General features: G+C 61.8%; 15 protein-coding genes and 1 pseudogene. 14 read left to right on the forward strand and 2 right to left on the reverse strand.

The window, feature by feature from the left end; translation table 11 throughout:
• Positions 1-42: 42 nt before the first annotated feature.
• A complete protein-coding gene (locus BUB04_RS06665; RefSeq protein ID WP_073038172.1) occupies positions 43-702 on the reverse strand; it encodes a 4Fe-4S dicluster domain-containing protein in 660 nt (219 codons plus the stop codon).
• A gap of 91 nt (positions 703-793) precedes the next feature.
• On the reverse strand, positions 794-1,699 hold the full coding sequence (locus BUB04_RS06670; RefSeq protein ID WP_073038173.1) for a glycine cleavage system protein H: 906 nt from the start codon (positions 1,697-1,699) through the stop codon (positions 794-796).
• A 454-nt stretch (positions 1,700-2,153) separates the two neighbouring features.
• On the opposite strand from BUB04_RS06670, the gene BUB04_RS06675 reads away from it, so the two are divergent.
• From BUB04_RS06675 to BUB04_RS06740, 14 genes and pseudogenes are all read left to right on the forward strand, one after another.
• The gene (locus BUB04_RS06675) at positions 2,154-3,680 is read left to right on the forward strand and encodes an ATP-binding protein (RefSeq protein WP_073038291.1); all 1,527 of its coding nucleotides are present in this window, start codon (positions 2,154-2,156) and stop codon (positions 3,678-3,680) included.
• Positions 3,677-5,026, forward strand: coding sequence for a sigma-54-dependent transcriptional regulator (locus tag BUB04_RS06680; protein ID WP_073038175.1), 1,350 nt, complete (start codon positions 3,677-3,679; stop codon positions 5,024-5,026). Before BUB04_RS06675 ends, BUB04_RS06680 begins: the two co-directional genes overlap by 4 nt.
• Positions 5,023-5,625, forward strand: coding sequence for a zinc metallopeptidase (locus BUB04_RS06685; protein WP_178371925.1), 603 nt, complete (start codon positions 5,023-5,025; stop codon positions 5,623-5,625). The genes BUB04_RS06680 and BUB04_RS06685 overlap by 4 nt, the downstream gene beginning before the upstream one ends.
• Before the next feature lie 265 nt (positions 5,626-5,890).
• Positions 5,891-6,355: a hydrogenase iron-sulfur subunit gene (locus tag BUB04_RS06690; protein ID WP_084076268.1), complete on the forward strand. Its 465-nt coding sequence runs from the start codon at positions 5,891-5,893 to the stop codon at positions 6,353-6,355.
• Positions 6,356-6,453: 98 nt separating this feature from the next.
• The gene (locus tag BUB04_RS06695; RefSeq protein ID WP_073038179.1) at positions 6,454-7,125 is read left to right on the forward strand and encodes a methylenetetrahydrofolate reductase C-terminal domain-containing protein; all 672 of its coding nucleotides are present in this window, start codon (positions 6,454-6,456) and stop codon (positions 7,123-7,125) included.
• Positions 7,122-8,048: a methylenetetrahydrofolate reductase gene (locus BUB04_RS06700; protein WP_073038181.1), complete on the forward strand. Its 927-nt coding sequence runs from the start codon at positions 7,122-7,124 to the stop codon at positions 8,046-8,048. Before BUB04_RS06695 ends, BUB04_RS06700 begins: the two co-directional genes overlap by 4 nt.
• A gap of 216 nt (positions 8,049-8,264) precedes the next feature.
• On the forward strand, positions 8,265-9,029 hold the full coding sequence (locus BUB04_RS06705) for an ATP-binding protein (protein WP_073038183.1): 765 nt from the start codon (positions 8,265-8,267) through the stop codon (positions 9,027-9,029).
• A gap of 34 nt (positions 9,030-9,063) precedes the next feature.
• A pseudogene (locus tag BUB04_RS06710) lies at positions 9,064-9,642 on the forward strand (IMP cyclohydrolase); the annotation flags it as partial.
• Positions 9,643-9,826: 184 nt separating this feature from the next.
• Positions 9,827-11,122, forward strand: a complete 1,296-nt coding sequence (gene purD / locus BUB04_RS06715) for a phosphoribosylamine--glycine ligase (RefSeq protein WP_073038187.1) — start codon at positions 9,827-9,829, stop codon at positions 11,120-11,122.
• 21 nt (positions 11,123-11,143) lie between these two features.
• Positions 11,144-11,665: a 5-(carboxyamino)imidazole ribonucleotide mutase gene (purE, locus tag BUB04_RS06720; protein ID WP_073038292.1), complete on the forward strand. Its 522-nt coding sequence runs from the start codon at positions 11,144-11,146 to the stop codon at positions 11,663-11,665.
• Positions 11,666-12,129: 464 nt separating this feature from the next.
• Positions 12,130-12,780: an L-threonylcarbamoyladenylate synthase gene (locus BUB04_RS06725; protein WP_178371926.1), complete on the forward strand. Its 651-nt coding sequence runs from the start codon at positions 12,130-12,132 to the stop codon at positions 12,778-12,780.
• A 3-nt stretch (positions 12,781-12,783) separates the two neighbouring features.
• Positions 12,784-14,952 (forward strand): glycosyltransferase, encoded by a 2,169-nt coding sequence (locus tag BUB04_RS06730; protein ID WP_084076270.1) that lies wholly within the window; start codon positions 12,784-12,786, stop codon positions 14,950-14,952.
• On the forward strand, positions 14,949-16,055 hold the full coding sequence (gene mraY, locus BUB04_RS06735) for a phospho-N-acetylmuramoyl-pentapeptide-transferase (protein WP_073038191.1): 1,107 nt from the start codon (positions 14,949-14,951) through the stop codon (positions 16,053-16,055). Before BUB04_RS06730 ends, mraY begins: the two co-directional genes overlap by 4 nt.
• Positions 16,056-16,077: 22 nt before the next feature.
• Complete coding sequence (locus BUB04_RS06740) at positions 16,078-17,007, forward strand: molybdopterin-dependent oxidoreductase (protein WP_073038193.1); 930 nt, start codon at positions 16,078-16,080, stop codon at positions 17,005-17,007.
• The last annotated feature ends 33 nt before the right edge of the window (positions 17,008-17,040 follow it).

Raw genomic sequence — 17,040 nt, forward strand, 5'->3', positions numbered from 1 at the left:
GGCGCTCCTTGGGGGTTCTTGTTTCAATAAGCCGCCAGCGGATCAGGACGGGTCGGCCGAGGCATCGGCGTTTTCCGCTCCGGAGGAAGCATGGACCGGATCGGATGGTGCTTCCGAATCCCCGACTCCCTGAAAAATCCGCCGGATCTCGTCTCGGGCCTGGACTCCCCTGGGCAGCAGTGGCAGGCGGCCTTTTCGCAGAAGGGCCAGGCCCGTCCGGACTTCGCTCCACAGGGTCCCGTCGGCCAGCCGGCTCTTCCAGGCTCCGCTTGTGAGCATGTAGCGTTGAAGCAGGCCCGCTTCGAACACGCGGCCCCGCCGGGCCACATCCTCCAGGAAAGCCTCGTGGAAGGCGTGAATGGGGCGGCACTCGGGAGGCACGATGCCGCGGGCGTGGGCTTCTTCCTTCAAATGGTCCATAAGGCCTGCGATGTCGATGTCGTTGGGACACCGGGTGGTGCAGGTCTCGCAGGAGGAGCAGACCCAGATGGTGCGGCTCCTGAGTATGCGCTCTTCCAGACCCAGGATGAGGAACCGCACGATCCGGTCCGGCGGGTAATCCATGGCGAAGGTCAGAGGGCAGCCGCTGGTGCATTTTCGGCACTGATAGCAGACGGTCGGTTGAATCCGGCTCTTTTGGAAAACCTGTTCGGCCAGCTCGTAGTTCACGCGAAGGCGAGCGGTGTTCAGCCCGTCATCCATGCGCCACCTCCCTTCCCATCAAAAAAAATCGAGAACGGGGGCGCCCCCGTCCTCGACAAACCTCAGTCCTTCCTTCCACGCCCTTGCGTCCTCACGGCCGAAGAAACTCCTCCACCAAACGATCCCAGCTGAGATGCGCCACGTTGCCATAGATATCCTCGATCACCTCACCACCGGTGGCTGCCAGGGGCAGTTCCGTGTCCACGGCAACGAGCGATTCCAGTCTGTGGGTTTCCGCGAGGAGCCAGTTTCGAGCGGCGTCGTCCGTGTAGAGTTCTTGGAGGTCGCGCTTGAGATGTGTCGGTTCGATGACCAGCAGCCAACCGTCTCCGTAGGGGTCCCGCTTGGCCCGGTCGGGCGATTCCACCGCCGCGTGGTTGCGAGCCACCACCACGCCGTCCATGGGGGACACCAAGGGAGCGATCTTGTCTTCCCGCCGGAAGGTCCAGCCTGCGTGGTTCCGTTCCAGGTGGGCTCCCAGGCGGGGTAGCCGGATCTGAGTGATATATCCTAACAAGCGCATGGTGAAATCATCAACACCTATTCGCACCAACCCACCGTGCTCCACGCGGGCCCACGTGTGGCGCCGGTGGTAGTAGGTTTGGTCTGCCATCCAAAATCCGGCCACGTTTCGGACCGGCGGCCTTCCGGTCTCTCCCGTCAGGGTACGGGTTTCCTGAACCTGGTCGAATTCGCAGGTGGCGCAGTCGTAGGCGTTACCGCAGAGCCGGAAGGGCACGCTGGCCGAAAGCATGTGGCGGCATTCCTTTTGGCCGTAGGGCTTGGCCTGGTAGGGCGCCCGCCAGCTCTCCAGCCGTTCGTCCCCTTCCTTCAGCCGCCCGCTCATGGCCTTGTCGAAGGCGCAGGTGAGACAGTTGTAGGCGTTGTCGCAAAGCTTGAAGTTGATGACCCCGGCCTTCATCCACACGCAGGGAAGCTCCCCTTCCAGGCCGAAGACCTGCATCCTTTGCCTCTTCTTGGCAGCTTTTTCCTTCATGGCGTCACCCTCCCGTGTTGGGGTTTTCTGGTCGCTAAAGTGAGCAATCGCCATGCCAGCCGACGGGAAGGTCGTAGGCCAACGGGTTTCTTCGCCGCTGTGGGAGCGGCCTTGGCCGTGATCGGCCTCCCCCCAGCCCGAGTCCTCCAGAAAGGTTCCCCGTAGGGCGGGCCCTTATCCCCCGCGGATCTCCATCGTTTGGACCATCGCGCCGCAACGGTCCTCCGGCGCTTCAGCACCGGTCTTGCTAAAGCTTTCCCGGGCCGCGGCCGAAAACGGCGCCCGGAGGCAAAAAGGCTTTTCTTTCCGAGCCCGCGGATGTCTAATTCTTAGACAAGTTCCCCGTCCCCATCTCGGCGAAAGCTGGCAGGGCGGGGCCGGGCGGTGGTCGATGAAAATTTAAACAGGCTGTTCTTTTTTTCGGCACAGGAAACGGGAGGTGGGCGGGATTGCCATGCAGCGGCAAAGGCCCATGAAGATCGCCGTCATCGGCGGGGGAAAGCGATGCCGGGCGTTTCTTGAGATGATGGATGCCCGGAGGTTTCCCCGGCTTCAGGCCCAGATCGTGGCCGTGGCCGATCCGGACGATTCGGCCGAGGGGATCCGCCTGGCCCGGACCATGGGGATCCAAACCACGGCGGATTACCGCGATTTCTACGAGATCCCCGATCTGGACCTGGTCATCGAGCTCACCGGAAACGAAGAGCTCCTGGAGGATTTTTTGAGCCACTACCCGGCCAAGGTCCGGGTGCTGGAAGCGGCCATCTCCCGCCTTTTCGGAGACATCATCCGGTTCCAGGAGGAGTATCTTTTCCGGGAGCGGCAGCTGGAACTCATCGAGGGGATCGCCGACAGCATCTTTTCCAGCATTCGCGACCGGGTGCTCATCATGCAGCCCGATCGAAAGATTCTGGACGCCAACGACGCGTTCCTGGAATGGACGGGCATGGGCAAGGATGATGTGATCGGCGCCTTCTGTCACCAGATCACCCACCGCACGCTCACCCCCTGCTCCCATAATGGTCTTCACTGTCCGCTGGACGAATGCCTCCAGACGGGCGGAACGGGTCATGCCATCCACGAGCACTACGACCGCAACCAGGCCGTTCGCTATTGCGAAATCACCACGGTGCCCCTTAAAAACCGCAAGGGGTCCGTGGAGCTGGTGCTGGAGATTCTCCGGGACATCACCGACGAACTGGAACAGAAGCTGGAACAAAAGACACGGGCCCTCAAGCGGGACCTGGCCCGGCTCATCCATGAAGACAAGATGATCGCCCTGGGAAAGCTGGTGGCCAGCGCGGTACACGAAATCAACAACCCCCTCTCGGGGATCCACGCCCTGGCGCGGCTCATGCGCAAGCAGCTGGAACAGGGCCTGAGTCCGGAGGATGTGGAGCAGTTCAAGTATTACTTGAGTCTCATCGATACGGAATCGGCCCGGTGCAGCGCCATTGTGGGCAATCTTCTCTCCTTTTCCCGCCAGCAGAAGCTGGAAAAGCGCCTTTTCCGGCTGAATCAGGTGGTGGACCGGGTGGTGTTGCTGAGCAAACACAAAATGCAGCTGCAGCAGATCGACCTGGTGCTCGATCTGCAAGAAGACCTGCCGGAAATCGAAGGCGATCCCGGCCAGATCCAGCAGTGCCTCATCAACCTCATCTTCAACGCCATGGAGGCCATGCCCGACGGGGGGCGGCTGACCATCCGGACGGCCCACGACGAGACCCGGGGCGAAGTGCGCCTGGAGGTGGAGGACACGGGCGTGGGGATTCCCCAGGAGATGATGTCTCAAATCTTTGAGCCCTTTTTCAGCACCAAGAGCCAGGACAAGGGCGTGGGCCTGGGTCTCTCCGTTGTTTACGGCATCGTGAAGGAACATCGCGGAACCATCTATGTGAAGAGCCGGGTGGGCGAAGGCGCCCGCTTCATTGTCCGTTTTCCGTGCAGGCAGGAGAGCCGGGGGGAACAGGGGCGGTCATGACGGGACGTTTCAAGATTTTGGTCATCGATGATGAGCTCATCGTTCGCGAGTCCCTGGTGGGCTGGCTCAAGAAGGGCGGCTACCACGTGGAAGGGGCTTCGGGCGGACGGGAAGGCCTGGAGCGCCTGGAACGGGAAGACTACGATCTGATCTTCCTGGACATCAAGATGCCGGACGTGAGCGGCATGGAGGTGCTCAAGCAGGTCAAAGAACGCTATGCCTCCACCATGGTGGTGATGATCACCGCCTACGGGTCCGTGGAGACGGCGGTGGAGGCCATGAAACTGGGCGCCAACGATTATCTCATGAAGCCCTTCGAGCCGGAGCAGCTCACCCTATTGGTGGAAAAGCTCCAACAGCACAAACGCCTCCTCGATGAAAACCTCCTCTTGAAACAACAGATCGCCACCACCGCCGCCGAGCGATACCAGGACATCGTGGGGATCTCGGAACCCATGCAGGCCCTTTTCCAACTCATCGAGGAAGTGGCCGCCGTGGATTCGCCCGTGCTCATCCGGGGTGAGACGGGCACGGGAAAGGAACTGGTGGCCAAGGCCATCCACGCGCGCAGCCCCCGGCGTTTCGGTCCCTTCGTACCCATCAACTGTGGAGCTTTCACGGAAAGCCTGCTGGAAAGCGAGCTTTTCGGCCATGAAGTGGGATCGTTCACCGGGGCCACCAAGGCCAAGAAGGGCCGGCTGGAGATCGCCCAAGGCGGGACGCTCTTTCTGGACGAAATCGGGGAGATCCCCATGAAGATGCAGGTGGATCTCCTGCGGGTCCTGGAAGAACGGCGCATTCACCGGGTGGGAGGGACCCGGGACATCCCGGTGGACTTCCGGCTCATCTCCGCCACCCACCGGGACCTGAGCCGGGAAATGGAGCGGGGCCATTTCCGGCAGGATTTCTATTTCCGGCTGAATGTCATTGAGATCCAGGTGCCTCCGCTCAGGGAGCGCCGGGAGGACATTCCGGTGCTGGCGGAGCACTTTCTGGGCAAATTCCGTCGTGAGACCAACAAGCCGTTGGAGGGCTTCGATGCGGGGGCGCTGGAACTGCTGTGTGCCTACGACTGGCCGGGAAACGTGAGGGAGCTGGAAAACGCGGTGGAGCGCGCCGTGGTGCTCACCAAGGGCCGGAGGTTGCAGCGGGACGATTTCGCCTTTCTCTTTCGGGGGGGCGCTCCCAGTGAGCCCCATTCCCTCAAGGAGATGGAGCGGCTTCACATCCAGCGGGTCCTCTCCCTGTGCGGGGGCAACATCAGCCGGGCCGCCAAGCTGTTGGAGATCAATCGAACCACGCTCCACAACAAAATCAAGAAGTATGGTTTGCGGGTGAACGGGTGACGGGTGCAACCCAAGCAGACAGGCGATCTTCCGGGACTGGGGGCGTGGTGGGCGTGGTTCCTCTGGGGGACGTGGGCGGGGTGGCGGTGCGGATTGTGGCGGCCAATGTTCAGGCGGTCCTGGGACTGGCCACGGATATCTTGGAGCCGCGCCCCTTGCCCGAATCGGCCTACCTGGCCGACAGGCATCAGTTCGACGCGTCCAGGATCGTGGCCCACATGGCCGCATGGACGGATCTTCCCGGACACCGTCGGATCGTGGGGCTGGCTTCGGTGGACCTGTGCGTGCCCATCCTCCGTTTCGTGTTCGGGGAGGCTCAGATAGGCGGCCGGTTCGCTCTGGTTTCGGGGGCGAGGCTCAGGCGGAATGCGGACGGGGGGGAGGCGCCCCTGGACCGGTATTACGAGCGGCTGGTGAAGGTGGCTTTGCACGAGTTGGGCCACACCCTGGAGATCTATCATTGCGACACGCCGGGATGCCTCATGCAGTTCAGTCCGTCCGTCCAACACCTGGACCGGCTGGACGTCCTTTTTTGTCCCCGCTGTTTTTTTGTGCTCCGAAGGGCGGTCCGGGCCCTGGTCCAAGCCCCGGATGCGTGAAAAAAATCGTGACCTCAATGGGCAATTTCTTTCCCTGTGCAGTGCGGATGGACCGTGGGGGGTGAAACATCATCGGATCCGGTTGACAGCTTGACAAGGAAATGCCCATCCGATATATGCTCAGCGTGTGAAAATTGTCCCATTTCGCCAGCTTCCCCAGTGCGGCCGGCACCCCGCACGACGCCGACGGGCCCGTGGGACGATGGAGGCGCGATGGGTCGGGGGATGACGAGCCGTTTCCAGAAACCCCACCGAAGAGCTGCCTATGGAACCTTTTGAACCGCGTATCGTGGCTTTCTGTTGCATGTACTGAGCGTACACGGCGGCGGACCTGGCAGGTTCGATGCGGCTCGACTACCCGCCCAATGTGCGTATTGTCAATGTCCCGTGCACCGGGCGGGTGGACATGCTCCATCTGCTCAAGGCCATCGAAAACGGCGCCGACGGGGTCTATGTGGCCGGATGCCACGAAGGGGAATGCCACTTCCAAAACGGCAACCTGAAGGCCAAGCGCCGGGTGGCGGCGGTCAAAGAGATCCTGAAAGAGGTGGGGCTGGAGCCGGAGCGTGTGGAGATGTTCCATGTGGCCGCTTCCGACGGCCCCGGCTTTGCCGCCGCTGCGCGGGAGATGACCGAAAGGATCCGCCGTCTGGGCCCGTCGCCCGTCAGGGGGGCGGCCGAAGAGGATCCTCTGTGGGAAGGCGGTGGGGCCGAGGCCATGAGCACATGACATTTTGGGGGTGCGGTTCGATCTGACTGCACCAGAAGGGATGTGACCGGTCATTTGGCAAGGCATGCGTGGAGGCATGCCGGGGGAGGAAAGGATCCATGGTTGTTGCAGAACGCAAACCCATCGAGGAGATCCTTGCGATGGTCGCCGACTTCAAAAAGGTGCTTCTGGTCGGCTGCAAGGGTTGCGTGACGGTCTGCTGTGCCGGAGGAACCAAAGAGGTGGGCATCTTGGCCTCCGCGCTTCGGATCGCCAGAAAAAAGGCAGGAAACCCGCTGGAGGTGGTGGAGCACACCCTGGAGCGTCAGTGCGATCCGGAATACGTGGATCAGCTGGCCCCCATGATCAAGGAAAACGGTTTCGACGCGGTCCTTTCCATGGCCTGCAGCGTGGGGCCCCAGTTCATCGCCAAGAAGTATCCCATCCAGGTCTTCCCCATGCTCAACACCACCTTCATCGGCGGCGCGTTGGAGCACGGCGTGTGGGCGGAATTCTGCCAGTCCTGCGGCAACTGCATCATCCACAACTTCGGAGGCCTGTGCCCCATCGCCCGGTGTTCCAAGAGCCTCATGAACGGTCCGTGCGGCGGTTCGGCCAACAAGCAGTGCGAAGTGAGCCCGGAGATCGACTGTATCTGGCACTTGATCTACGACCGCATGGTGGAACTGGGCAAGGTGGAAAAGCTCCGCACCGTCTTTCCCATCAAAGACTGGTCGACGAGCCGTGATGGTGGTCCACGCAAGATCGTGAGGGAGGATTTGAAGCTATGAAAGCCGGAAGCAATCTGGAAAAGGTTTTGACCAGCGGGCATTTTGCGGTCACTGGCGAGCTGGGTCCTCCCCGGGGTGCGAGTGTGGAGGCCGTGGAAAAGAAGGCCGGCTACCTGAAGGGCATGGTGGACTCCATCAACGTGACCGACAACCAGACGTCGGTGGTGCGCATGTCCAGCGTGGCTGTCTGCAAGCTGCTGGTGGACATGGGTCTGGAGCCCAACTTGCAAATGGTCTGCCGCGACCGCAACCGGATCGCCATGCAGAGCGATCTTTTGGGGGCCTACGCCCTGGGGATCCGAAACGTCCTGTGCCTGTCGGGCGACCACAACAAGTTCGGGGACCATCCCCAGTCCAAAAACGTCTTCGATGTGGACTCGGTCCAGCTCATTTCCATCGTGAAGAAGCTTCGCGATGAGGGCAAGATGCTGAGCGGCCAGGAATGCGAAGGCGTGCCCAGGTTCTTCATCGGAGCCGCCGCCAACCCCTTCGGCGATCCCTTCGAATTCCGGGTAACGCGTCTTGCCAAGAAGATCGACGCCGGGGTGGATTTCATTCAGACCCAATGCATCTACAACATGGAAAAGTTCCGCAAGTACATGCACATCGCCCACGAAGAGGGTCTCACCGAGAAGTGTTACATCATGGCCGGCATCACGCCCCTCAAGTCCGTGGGCATGGCGCGCTACATGGCCAAGTTCGTTCCCGGTCTGGATGTGCCCGATTACTACATCGAGCGCCTCAAAGGCGTGGAAAAGAGGAAGCAGGCCGAGGAAGGCATCAAGATCGCCGTGGAACAGATCCAGGAGATCCGGGAAATGCCCGGCGTGGCCGGCATCCACCTCATGGCCATCGAGTGGGAACACAAGGTGCCGGAGATCATGGAAGCGGCGGGCCTCCTGCCGCGGCCCAAAGTGGACTGAGGCGCACCGCCTCATCCCATCCTGTTCGCAGAAAAAAGGCGGGAATTTTCCCGCCTTTTTTCTTGGCTCGGCCCGGCGGGGGCGCCGGGAGGGGGCGCGAAACCCGACGGCCGCCGGCCGGGAAGAAGGGACCCGCGGTTGACACTCCCGGGAGGGCTGAATAGGATGATGCGGCTCTGAAGATCTTAATATGTCGGCGAATCAAGGAGGAAACGCGTGGGCCTGACAATAGCGCTGGGTGGTAAGGGCGGCACGGGCAAGACAACCCTGGCGGGACTGGTGATCCGGTATCTCATCGAAACCGGGCGGAAGCCCGTCCTGGCGGTGGATGCGGATTCCAATTCCAACCTCAACGAGGTGCTGGGTGTTCCTTTGGAAGAGACGCTTTCCGATGCCCGGGAAATGATGAAAAAGGACGTCCCCGTGGGAATGACCAAGGACATCTTCATGGAGATGAAGATGGAACAATCTCTGGTGGAAGGCGAAGGCTTCGACCTGATCGCCATGGGCCGTCCGGAAGGACCGGGCTGTTACTGCGCGGCCAACAACCTGCTGAGCAGCCTGCTGGACAGGCTGATGAAGAACTACGACTATCTGGTGATCGACAACGAAGCGGGCATGGAACATTTCAGCCGGTTGACCCAAAAGGACGTGGATCTCCTGCTGTTGGTCTCCGACTCCAGTCGGAGGGGCCTCATGGCGGCCTGCCGGATCGCCGAGCTGGTGGATTCTCTGCCCATGCGGGTGGGCCACCGCATCCTGGTGGTCAACCAGGTTCAGGAACCGCCGGCACGGTGGCCGGAGGATGTGGAAAAGATGTTCGGCGACGGCAACATCTACGTGCTTCCCGCGGATCCCTTGCTGGCTCAGTTCGACATGGAAGGAAAGCCCACCAGCCGGCTTCCCGCCGATGCGCCGGTGGTTCAGGAAGCCTACGCGATCTTCGACAAGGTGCTGCCCCGGGCGGAAAAGGCGGCCTGAGGGAGCCGAGCGGCTTGCAAAGGGGAGGGCGATCATGACGGTCATCAAGAGGGCTTTGGTGAGTGTGACGGACAAGTCGGGCCTCCTGGAGTTCGCCCGGGGGCTTGCCCGGCACGGCGTGGACATCCTTTCCACGGGGGGAACGGCCGCCGCATTGCGCCAAGGGGGTCTGAAGGTCCTGGACGTCAGTGATTTCACGGGATTTCCCGAAATCTTGGACGGTCGAGTCAAGACTCTCCACCCCAAAATCCACGGGGGCATCCTGGGCATGCGGGACCGGGAGGAGCACCGGCGCACCATGGCCGAGCATGGGATCGAGCCCATCGACATGGTGGTCGTCAATCTGTACGCCTTCGAGCAAACGGTGGCCAAACCGGGGTGCACGCTGGAAGAGGCCATCGAGAACATCGACATCGGGGGGCCCACCCTGATCCGGGCCGCGGCCAAGAACAATGCCCACGTGGCCGTGGTCACCGATCCGGAAGACTATGAACGGATCCTGGAGGAAATGGATCGCTCCAACGGGGCCCTCTCCAGGGAGACGCGTCTTCGCCTGGCCGCCAAGGCGTTTTGCCTGACGCACCGTTACGACGGCGCCATCTGCGACTATTTGAAGAAGATGAGCGATAGCCGCTAACTTAAACGCCACCTGGAAGAGGACGGTTTTCGCCAGATCGTGACAGGTTCGAGGAAGGAAAAGCGGGGAAGTTCCCCGCTTTTCCATTCCGTCTGAAGGAGCTGAGCCGGGACGGAATCCGAATATCTCTCAACGATTGGGAAAGGATGGAAGGAAGAGCATGAAGGTTCTTGTGGTCGGCAGCGGGGGTCGGGACCACGCCATCGCGTGGAAGTTCACCCGGAGCGATCGGGTTCGGAAGGTGTACGTGGCCCATGGCAATGCGGGTATCTCTCAGACGGCGGAATGCGTGGATGCCAAGACGCCGGAAGAGATGGCGGCCTTCGCCGAAAAGGAAGGGATCGATCTGACCTTCGTGGGGCCGGAAAAACCCCTCTCGGCCGGCATTGTGGATCTTTTCGAGAGTCGCGGACTGCCCATCATCGGCCCCAATCAAAAGGCGAGCCGCCTGGAATCGAGCAAGTGCGACACCAAGGTCATGCTGCGGGAGCTGGGGATTCCGGTGCCGGAATTCGAGATCTTTTCGGATCCCGACAAGGCCCGTGACTACGTGCGGTCCGTGGGCCATCAGGTGGTGGTCAAGGCCGACGGACTCGCAGCCGGAAAGGGCTCCCTGGTCTGCGACGGTGTGGCCGATGCCGAAGCGGCCATCCACGACATCATGGAAAAGAGGATCTTTGGAGATGCCGGTGCCCGGGTGGATATCGAAAAGCGGTTGTACGGCCGGGAGCTTTCCTTCTTTTGCTTTACGGACGGCTACAGCATCGTGCCCATGGTGGCGGCCCAGGACTACAAGCGCGCCCGCGACAACGATGAGGGAAAGAACACCGGAGGGATGGGTTCCTATTCGCCTCATCCGTGGCTCGATGACGCCCTGGTGGAAACCATCATGAGCCGGGTGGCCGAGCCGGTCATCCGGGGCATTCGGGAAAAGTACGATATCCTGTACCGTGGTATCCTGTATTTGGGGCTGATGCTGGTGGAGGAACCGGGCGGCATCACGCCGTACGTTCTGGAGATCAATATCCGTTTGGGAGATCCGGAAGCTCAGGTTATTCTTCCCCGGCTCCGAACGGATCTCGTGGAGGTGTCCGAGGCCATCCTCACGGGGAACCTCAAGGACCTCGATCTCCAATGGGATCCCCGCTATCGGCTCTGCCTCATCGCCGTGAGCGGACGAACCAGGGGGAAAAAGGGCTGGTACAAGGGCTATCCCGAGCGCTACAAGATCGGGGTGCCCATCCAGGGCCTGGAGGCGGTGGACCCGGGCTGTCTGGTCTTCCATTCGGGAACCGGATGGGGCGAAGACGGGAACCTGGTGACCACGGGCGGGCGGGTGCTTTGTATCGTCAGCACGGGTGACACGCTGAACGAGGCGCGCGACATCGCCTATCGGGAGATGGCCAAGGTTTCCTTTGAGGGGATGTATTATCGAAGCGACATCGGCAAAGATTAGAACGTGCGGGAGGAAGATTCCATGGAGAGGAAGAAGGCTTTGGTGGGCATCCTGATGGGAAGCGATTCGGATCTTTCCGTGATGGAAGCCGCAGCGGAGGTGCTTCGGGAATTCGGCGTGCCTTTTGAGATGGCGATCCTGTCCGCCCACCGCACCCCGGAACAGGCGGCCCGGTATGCGGCCGAAGCAGCCGAACGGGGGATCAAGGTGCTCATCGCCGGTGCGGGCTGGGCTGCGCACCTGGCCGGCGTTCTGGCATCCAAGACCACGCTCCCGGTGATCGGCGTGCCCATCGATTCTTCGCCGCTGAACGGCATGGACGCCCTCTTGTCCACCGTCCAGATGCCGCCGGGGATACCGGTGGCCACCATGGCCATCGGCAAGGGCGGGGCCCGCAATGCGGCGCTCTTCGCCGTGCAGATCCTGGCCGTGGCCGACGAAAACCTGGCGGCCCGGCTCAAGGCATACAAGGCGGACATGGCGGCGGGTGTCCTCAAAAAGAACGAAAAGATCGACCCCGCCGTGCGCGTGCTTGAGCTTTAGGGACGTGCCTCAAAACGTTCCATCCTGGGAGGCCCTGACAACGGCTCTCCGACTTACAAGGCCGAGGAATTTTGGTCCTCCTCGTAGCCGCGGGGCTTCAGCCCCGCGGAAAGGGTCATCGTAACTCCATAAAGCGACAGGAAATAGACGATGGCCTATTGGGCGGCCGGGGGTTCCTCCGCAGCCCTGAAGGGCTGCGCTACGAGAAAAGAGGTCGCCCGCGGCGTTCTCAGACAAGCTCCCAGGGCCCTGTGGGAGCGAATGATCCTTCGCCCCTACAAGCGGCGCACATGAATGGCATGCCGGCATGTTCTCGCAAAAGGCTCCTGGACATTTGATTGTGCCCTTATGTGCCGCCCCGCGGCCACCAATGGAGGACCAATCTTGTGCCGAAGGTGGACACCAATCCGATTTCAGATGCACTTGCCCGCGATCGGGGTGGCTTTCTGAGCTTGGAGGGACCCGTGCGCAGGTGGCGAATCGAACAGGGGCGCGTGCCCGAAGAGGCCTTACGGGTCATAAGACGCGGAGGGGTGCTGGTCTTTCCCACCGAAACGGTGTATGGGTTGGGCGGCAATCCGCTGGATAAGAACGTCATCCGGAAGATCTTTTCCATCAAGGAGCGCCCGGAAGGAAAGCCCCTGCCGCTGGTGGCTGCCCACAGGGAAGCCGTGCTGAGAGGAGTTGCCTGGTGGCCGCAGGCCGCCCGGGCACTGGCGGCAAAATTCTGGCCCGGGCCCCTGACCCTGGTCCTCCCCGCGGCTCCCCTCTTCCCCCAAGAACTTCTTTCGGATGAGGGGACGGTCGCTGTTCGCATCAGCCCCCATCCGGTTCCCAGACAACTGGCGGAAGCCTGCGGAGGCTGGATCATCGCCACCAGTGCCAACCTGTCGGGGGAGCCCCCGACACGGGATCCGGAGAACCTGTCACGGGAACTGCTCCGCCGGGTGGACGGCCTGGTGGATGGGGGGTGCCTGGAAAAGGAGGTTCCGTCCACGGTGGTGGAGCTCTTGCGGGGCGGGCCCCTGAGATGGCGGTGCCTGCGCCGGGGAGCCGTGGAAATGGAAGACGTGGCCCGGGTTCTCGGCGTGGACGCCATGGAGTCCGGTGATTAGGACGTGGATATACTATTGATTTCTCTCCTAGGTGTTTTGGCAGTCCTTCTGGCGGCCGGTGTGCTGAGCGCCCGGCGCTGGCGCCGGGCGCTCACCGCTCCCAGGCGTGTGTTGCTGACCGGCGGCGGCACGGGCGGTCATGTGAACCCGGCACTGGCCATCGCCGAGGCCATCAAGGAGCGGGAGCCCGATGCCCGCTTTCTCTACGTGGGGGTTGCCGGCAAGGCGGAAGCCGTGATCGTCAAGCGGGCGGGCTATCCCTTGGCCTTCGTCTCTTCACGGGGCTTTCCGGGAATGCGCCCGTCTCCGGCCTTGGTGCGCTTCGTTGCCACCGTGGGCTGGGGCATCCTTCAAGCCGCGGTGATTCTCGTGCGGTTCCGGCCCCACTGGGTCATCGCCACCGGAGGCTATGTGAGCGCCCCTATCGTTTCGGCGGCCATCTTCCTGCGCTTCCTTCGCGTGGCGCCGGTGCGCATCTACATGCACGAGCAAAACAGCGTTCCGGGGCAGATGAACGCCCTGTTGGGAAGATGGGCGGATCGGGTGCTGCTCACCTTTCCGCAGACCCTTTCCTACTTTCCGAAAAATGGCGTGGTGGTGGGCTACCCGGTGCGCCACGCCATCGGCGCCGTACCCAGGGAGGAGGCGCTCCAAAGGCTCGGTTTTCGGCTGCCTCCTCAGAGGCGGGTTGTCTTCGTGTTCGGAGGCTCCCAGGGGGCCCGCACCATCAATCGCGCCCTGGTGGAGGCCCTGGGGCACCTGGCCGAACACAGGGATCGCCTTTTCATCATCCACGGCATGGGTCTGGCCCGGTCCGAGGACTACCATGCCGCGGAGGACACCGAAAGGCTTCTGCGTGAACTCTATCCGGACCAAACCCTGGATTCCTTTTCCGACTTTTACTACCGCCAGGACTATTTTCACAATATCGCCGATGTGTATGCGGTGAGCGATCTGGTGGTCTGCCGCAGCGGCGCCGGAAGTCTCAACGAACTGGCCCGACTGGGTAAACCCGCTTTGTTGATCCCCAAGGCCAACCTGCCGGGAGATCACCAGGTGATGAACGCTCGGGCCATGAAACAGGCGGGCGCCGCGGAAGTGCTCTTCGAAGACGTGCTTTTGGCGGATGGAAGGGTGGAGATCCGGGTCGACAGCCGAGAGCTGGCATCCCGCATCCTGTCGCTTCTCGACGATGAGGAGCGGCTCAGCCAGATGGCCTTGCGAAGCCGGGGGTTTCTCCGCCGGAAGGCCACGGCCCGCATCCTGAGCGAACTTTATCAGGACAGGCTCTACGACAACGGCTACGCCCTTCAGACGGTGGAAAGCGGTCCCCCCTTCCTTTCCAATGCCCAACTGCTGCGCCGATTGCAGGCGGCCCATGCGTCCAACCCCAAAGATTATGACCCGACGGAAGTGGTGGGCGACTTGGACGATCTCACCTACTACCGACACCGGGCGGCGGCCCTCCTCGCAAGCCCCTCGTGGCAGGTGCGCAATGTGGGCGTCAAACTGGTGGGGCTGACCCGCTACGAGGCCAAGGTTCCCGCTCTGCTCCACATGCTGCGGGACCGTACGCCGGTCGGCCGCTTGAAGAGGCTGCTGGGAGGTGATTTCGAGCAGGTGGGCTTCATCCGGCGCAACATCGTAACGGCGCTTTCCGTCATCGGCCGCTTCGATTCTTCGGTGGAAGCAGCGCTCCTGGAAGCCCTGGACGACCCCTATTATGAAGTGCGCGCCGAGGTCTGCCGGGTGGTGCCGAATTTCGCCCAGCACCTGGCGGGCAAGGACGCATGGGTGGAGGCCCTGCTCCGGCGGCTTCGGGATCCGTCCTTCGAGGTGGTGGTGGAGGCCGCCAAGGCCCTGGGCGAGGTGGGGGTGGATGGCCGTGCCCTCGATGCCCTGGTGGGATTGAAACATGCCTTTCATTGGCAGGTGCGCAACGCCGCACTCATGGGGATCAAGCGCCTGTTGGATCGGAGGGTGCTCCGTCCTTGCGAGGAAGTCCTCCGGGACGTGAATCGCTTCCTCCTCACGGCGCCTGACTTCCGACCCACCTTCACCATACGGGAAAACTACAACGCCATCGTGAACTTGTGCCGCCGGGGAAACATGGGCCGGGAGGAAGCTCGGCAGGGCCGATCGGACCTGGAGGTTTCGAGGAAAGACGCATGATTTTTGAACTGGGCAGAATCCTGCAGGAATACTCGGATCTCTTTTCCTTTCTCCGGCTGGTCAACTATCTGACTTTCCGGGCCATCATGGCGGCGCTGAGTGCCGCGGTCTTCATGTTCGTTTTCAGCCGGTCCTTCATCTTTCACATGCATCGACTCGGCTTTCAGGACCAGGAAAGGGACACGGGCCTGGCCACCCACGACAAGAGCGGCACCCCGACCATGGGTGGGATCCTGATCATCGGGGCCGTGGTCTTTTCCTTGGGGCTGTGGGGCAACTGGACAAGCCCCTTTCTCCTCTACCCGCTGATCGCCATGCTGTGGCACGGGGCCATGGGGTTCTGGGACGACTACGCCAAGATACGCAGAGGCAGTGGAAACCGGGGCATGTCCGAGCGCATGAAACTGCTGCTGCAGAGCCTTTTCAGCGCGGGATTTGCCTGGGCCATGGTCGGGCCTCTTTCCCCGGTGGGTCCCGAAATGGCCACCCGCATCTATGTGCCCTTCATCAAATACCCCCTCTTCAGCTTGCATCCGGTGCTCTACGGTATTTTCATCTTCCTTTTTGTCATTTTCGTTTCCAATGCCGTGAACCTCACCGACGGCCTGGACGGCCTGGCCATCACGCCGTCCCTTTTTGTCGTTGGGGTCTTGGGGGTCTTTGCCTACGTGGAGGGCAACACCATTTATTCCTCGTACCTTTTCTATCCCTACCTGAGGGGGGCGGGGGAACTGACCGTTTTCGCGGCAGCCTGTGTGGGGGCCGGGCTGGGCTTCCTCTGGTACAATGCCTACCCGGCTCAGATCTTCATGGGAGATACGGGTTCTCTGGCCATCGGAGGCACCATGGCGGTCATTTCGGTCCTCCTGAAGCAGGAGTTTCTCTTTCCCATTCTGGGGGGACTCTTCGTGGCCGAAGCCCTCACCAGCCAGATCCAGGACAAGATCGGTGTGCGCTGGCTGGGAAGGAGAATCTTCTATCGGGCCCCGCTCCACCACAATCTGCAGCACAAGGGGATCGCCGAAACCAAGGTGGTGATCCGTTTGTGGATCATTTCGGGCCTGCTGGCCCTCATGGCCCTGGCAACCCTGAAGATCCGGTAACGATGGGCGCGGGAGATGGAAGGTGACGGGAAGGGCGTTGAAGAAGGCGCTGTTGCTGGTGTGGGCCTTTTGGACCGTCTGGGCGGGGCCTTCGGCCTCGGCCGCCACGCTCCCGGAGATCGAGTTTTACGGGAATTTGCCGGAAGGGTGCGGAGGAGAACCTCGGACCGTGTCCCTGGAATCCTATCGGGACCTGTGGGCGACTTTGGAGACGGAGGACCCCAACTTTCCGGCGCAGGGCCCGGGCACCTACCGAGGGGTGTATCTCGGTTCGCTGCTGGACGAACTGGGCGTCGCCGCCGACACCCAGATCACGGTCCTGGCGGAAGACCACTACGTTCTGGCCATGCCCCGCCTCATGTTCTCCAAGATGAAGGCCTTTCTCGCCTTCGAAAGGGATGGAAACCCCATCTCGCCGCTCAAGGGCGGTCCTTTGAAGATCGTTTTTCCCAAGGAAAGCGAGGCGGATCCAGCGGCGTACATCTGGTACGTGAAGGCTTTTTGGATCGGAGAAGATTGCGGGAGTTCCGTTCAGGTCGTGGACACGTCGGGGCGCGCCGCCACCTTCACATTTCCATCCTCCCAGAAAGAACTTTTCTTGAAGCGCATTCCCACCACCGTGCCCAAGGGCTATCGGGCGGGATGGGACCCGCTGCCTGTGTTGAGTGAAGTGCGGGGACTTCTGCTGCGGGATGTGCTGGGTGGGAATCCTTCCGGCGTTCACTTCGTGGAATTCGTTCCGTTGGTGGGAAAATCACTGCACCTGCCCTGGGAGGTGGCGGAGAGAATCCCGATTTTACTCGTGAATATCTGGGATGGTCGACCAGTCCCGGTGGCGTTCGGGGGACCGGTTTGGGTCTTGCTGCCCACGGGCGAATATCGGGAATTGCTCCAATGGGTGGGGGAAGCTCCCGCCTTTTTCTTCCTCAAGGCGGTGCGGTTGCACCCCTGAGCTGAAAGGGCGGGCTTTGACGGGTGACCCGAC

The organism is Desulfacinum infernum DSM 9756 (assembly GCF_900129305.1).
GTDB classification, from domain to species: domain Bacteria; phylum Desulfobacterota; class Syntrophobacteria; order Syntrophobacterales; family DSM-9756; genus Desulfacinum; species Desulfacinum infernum.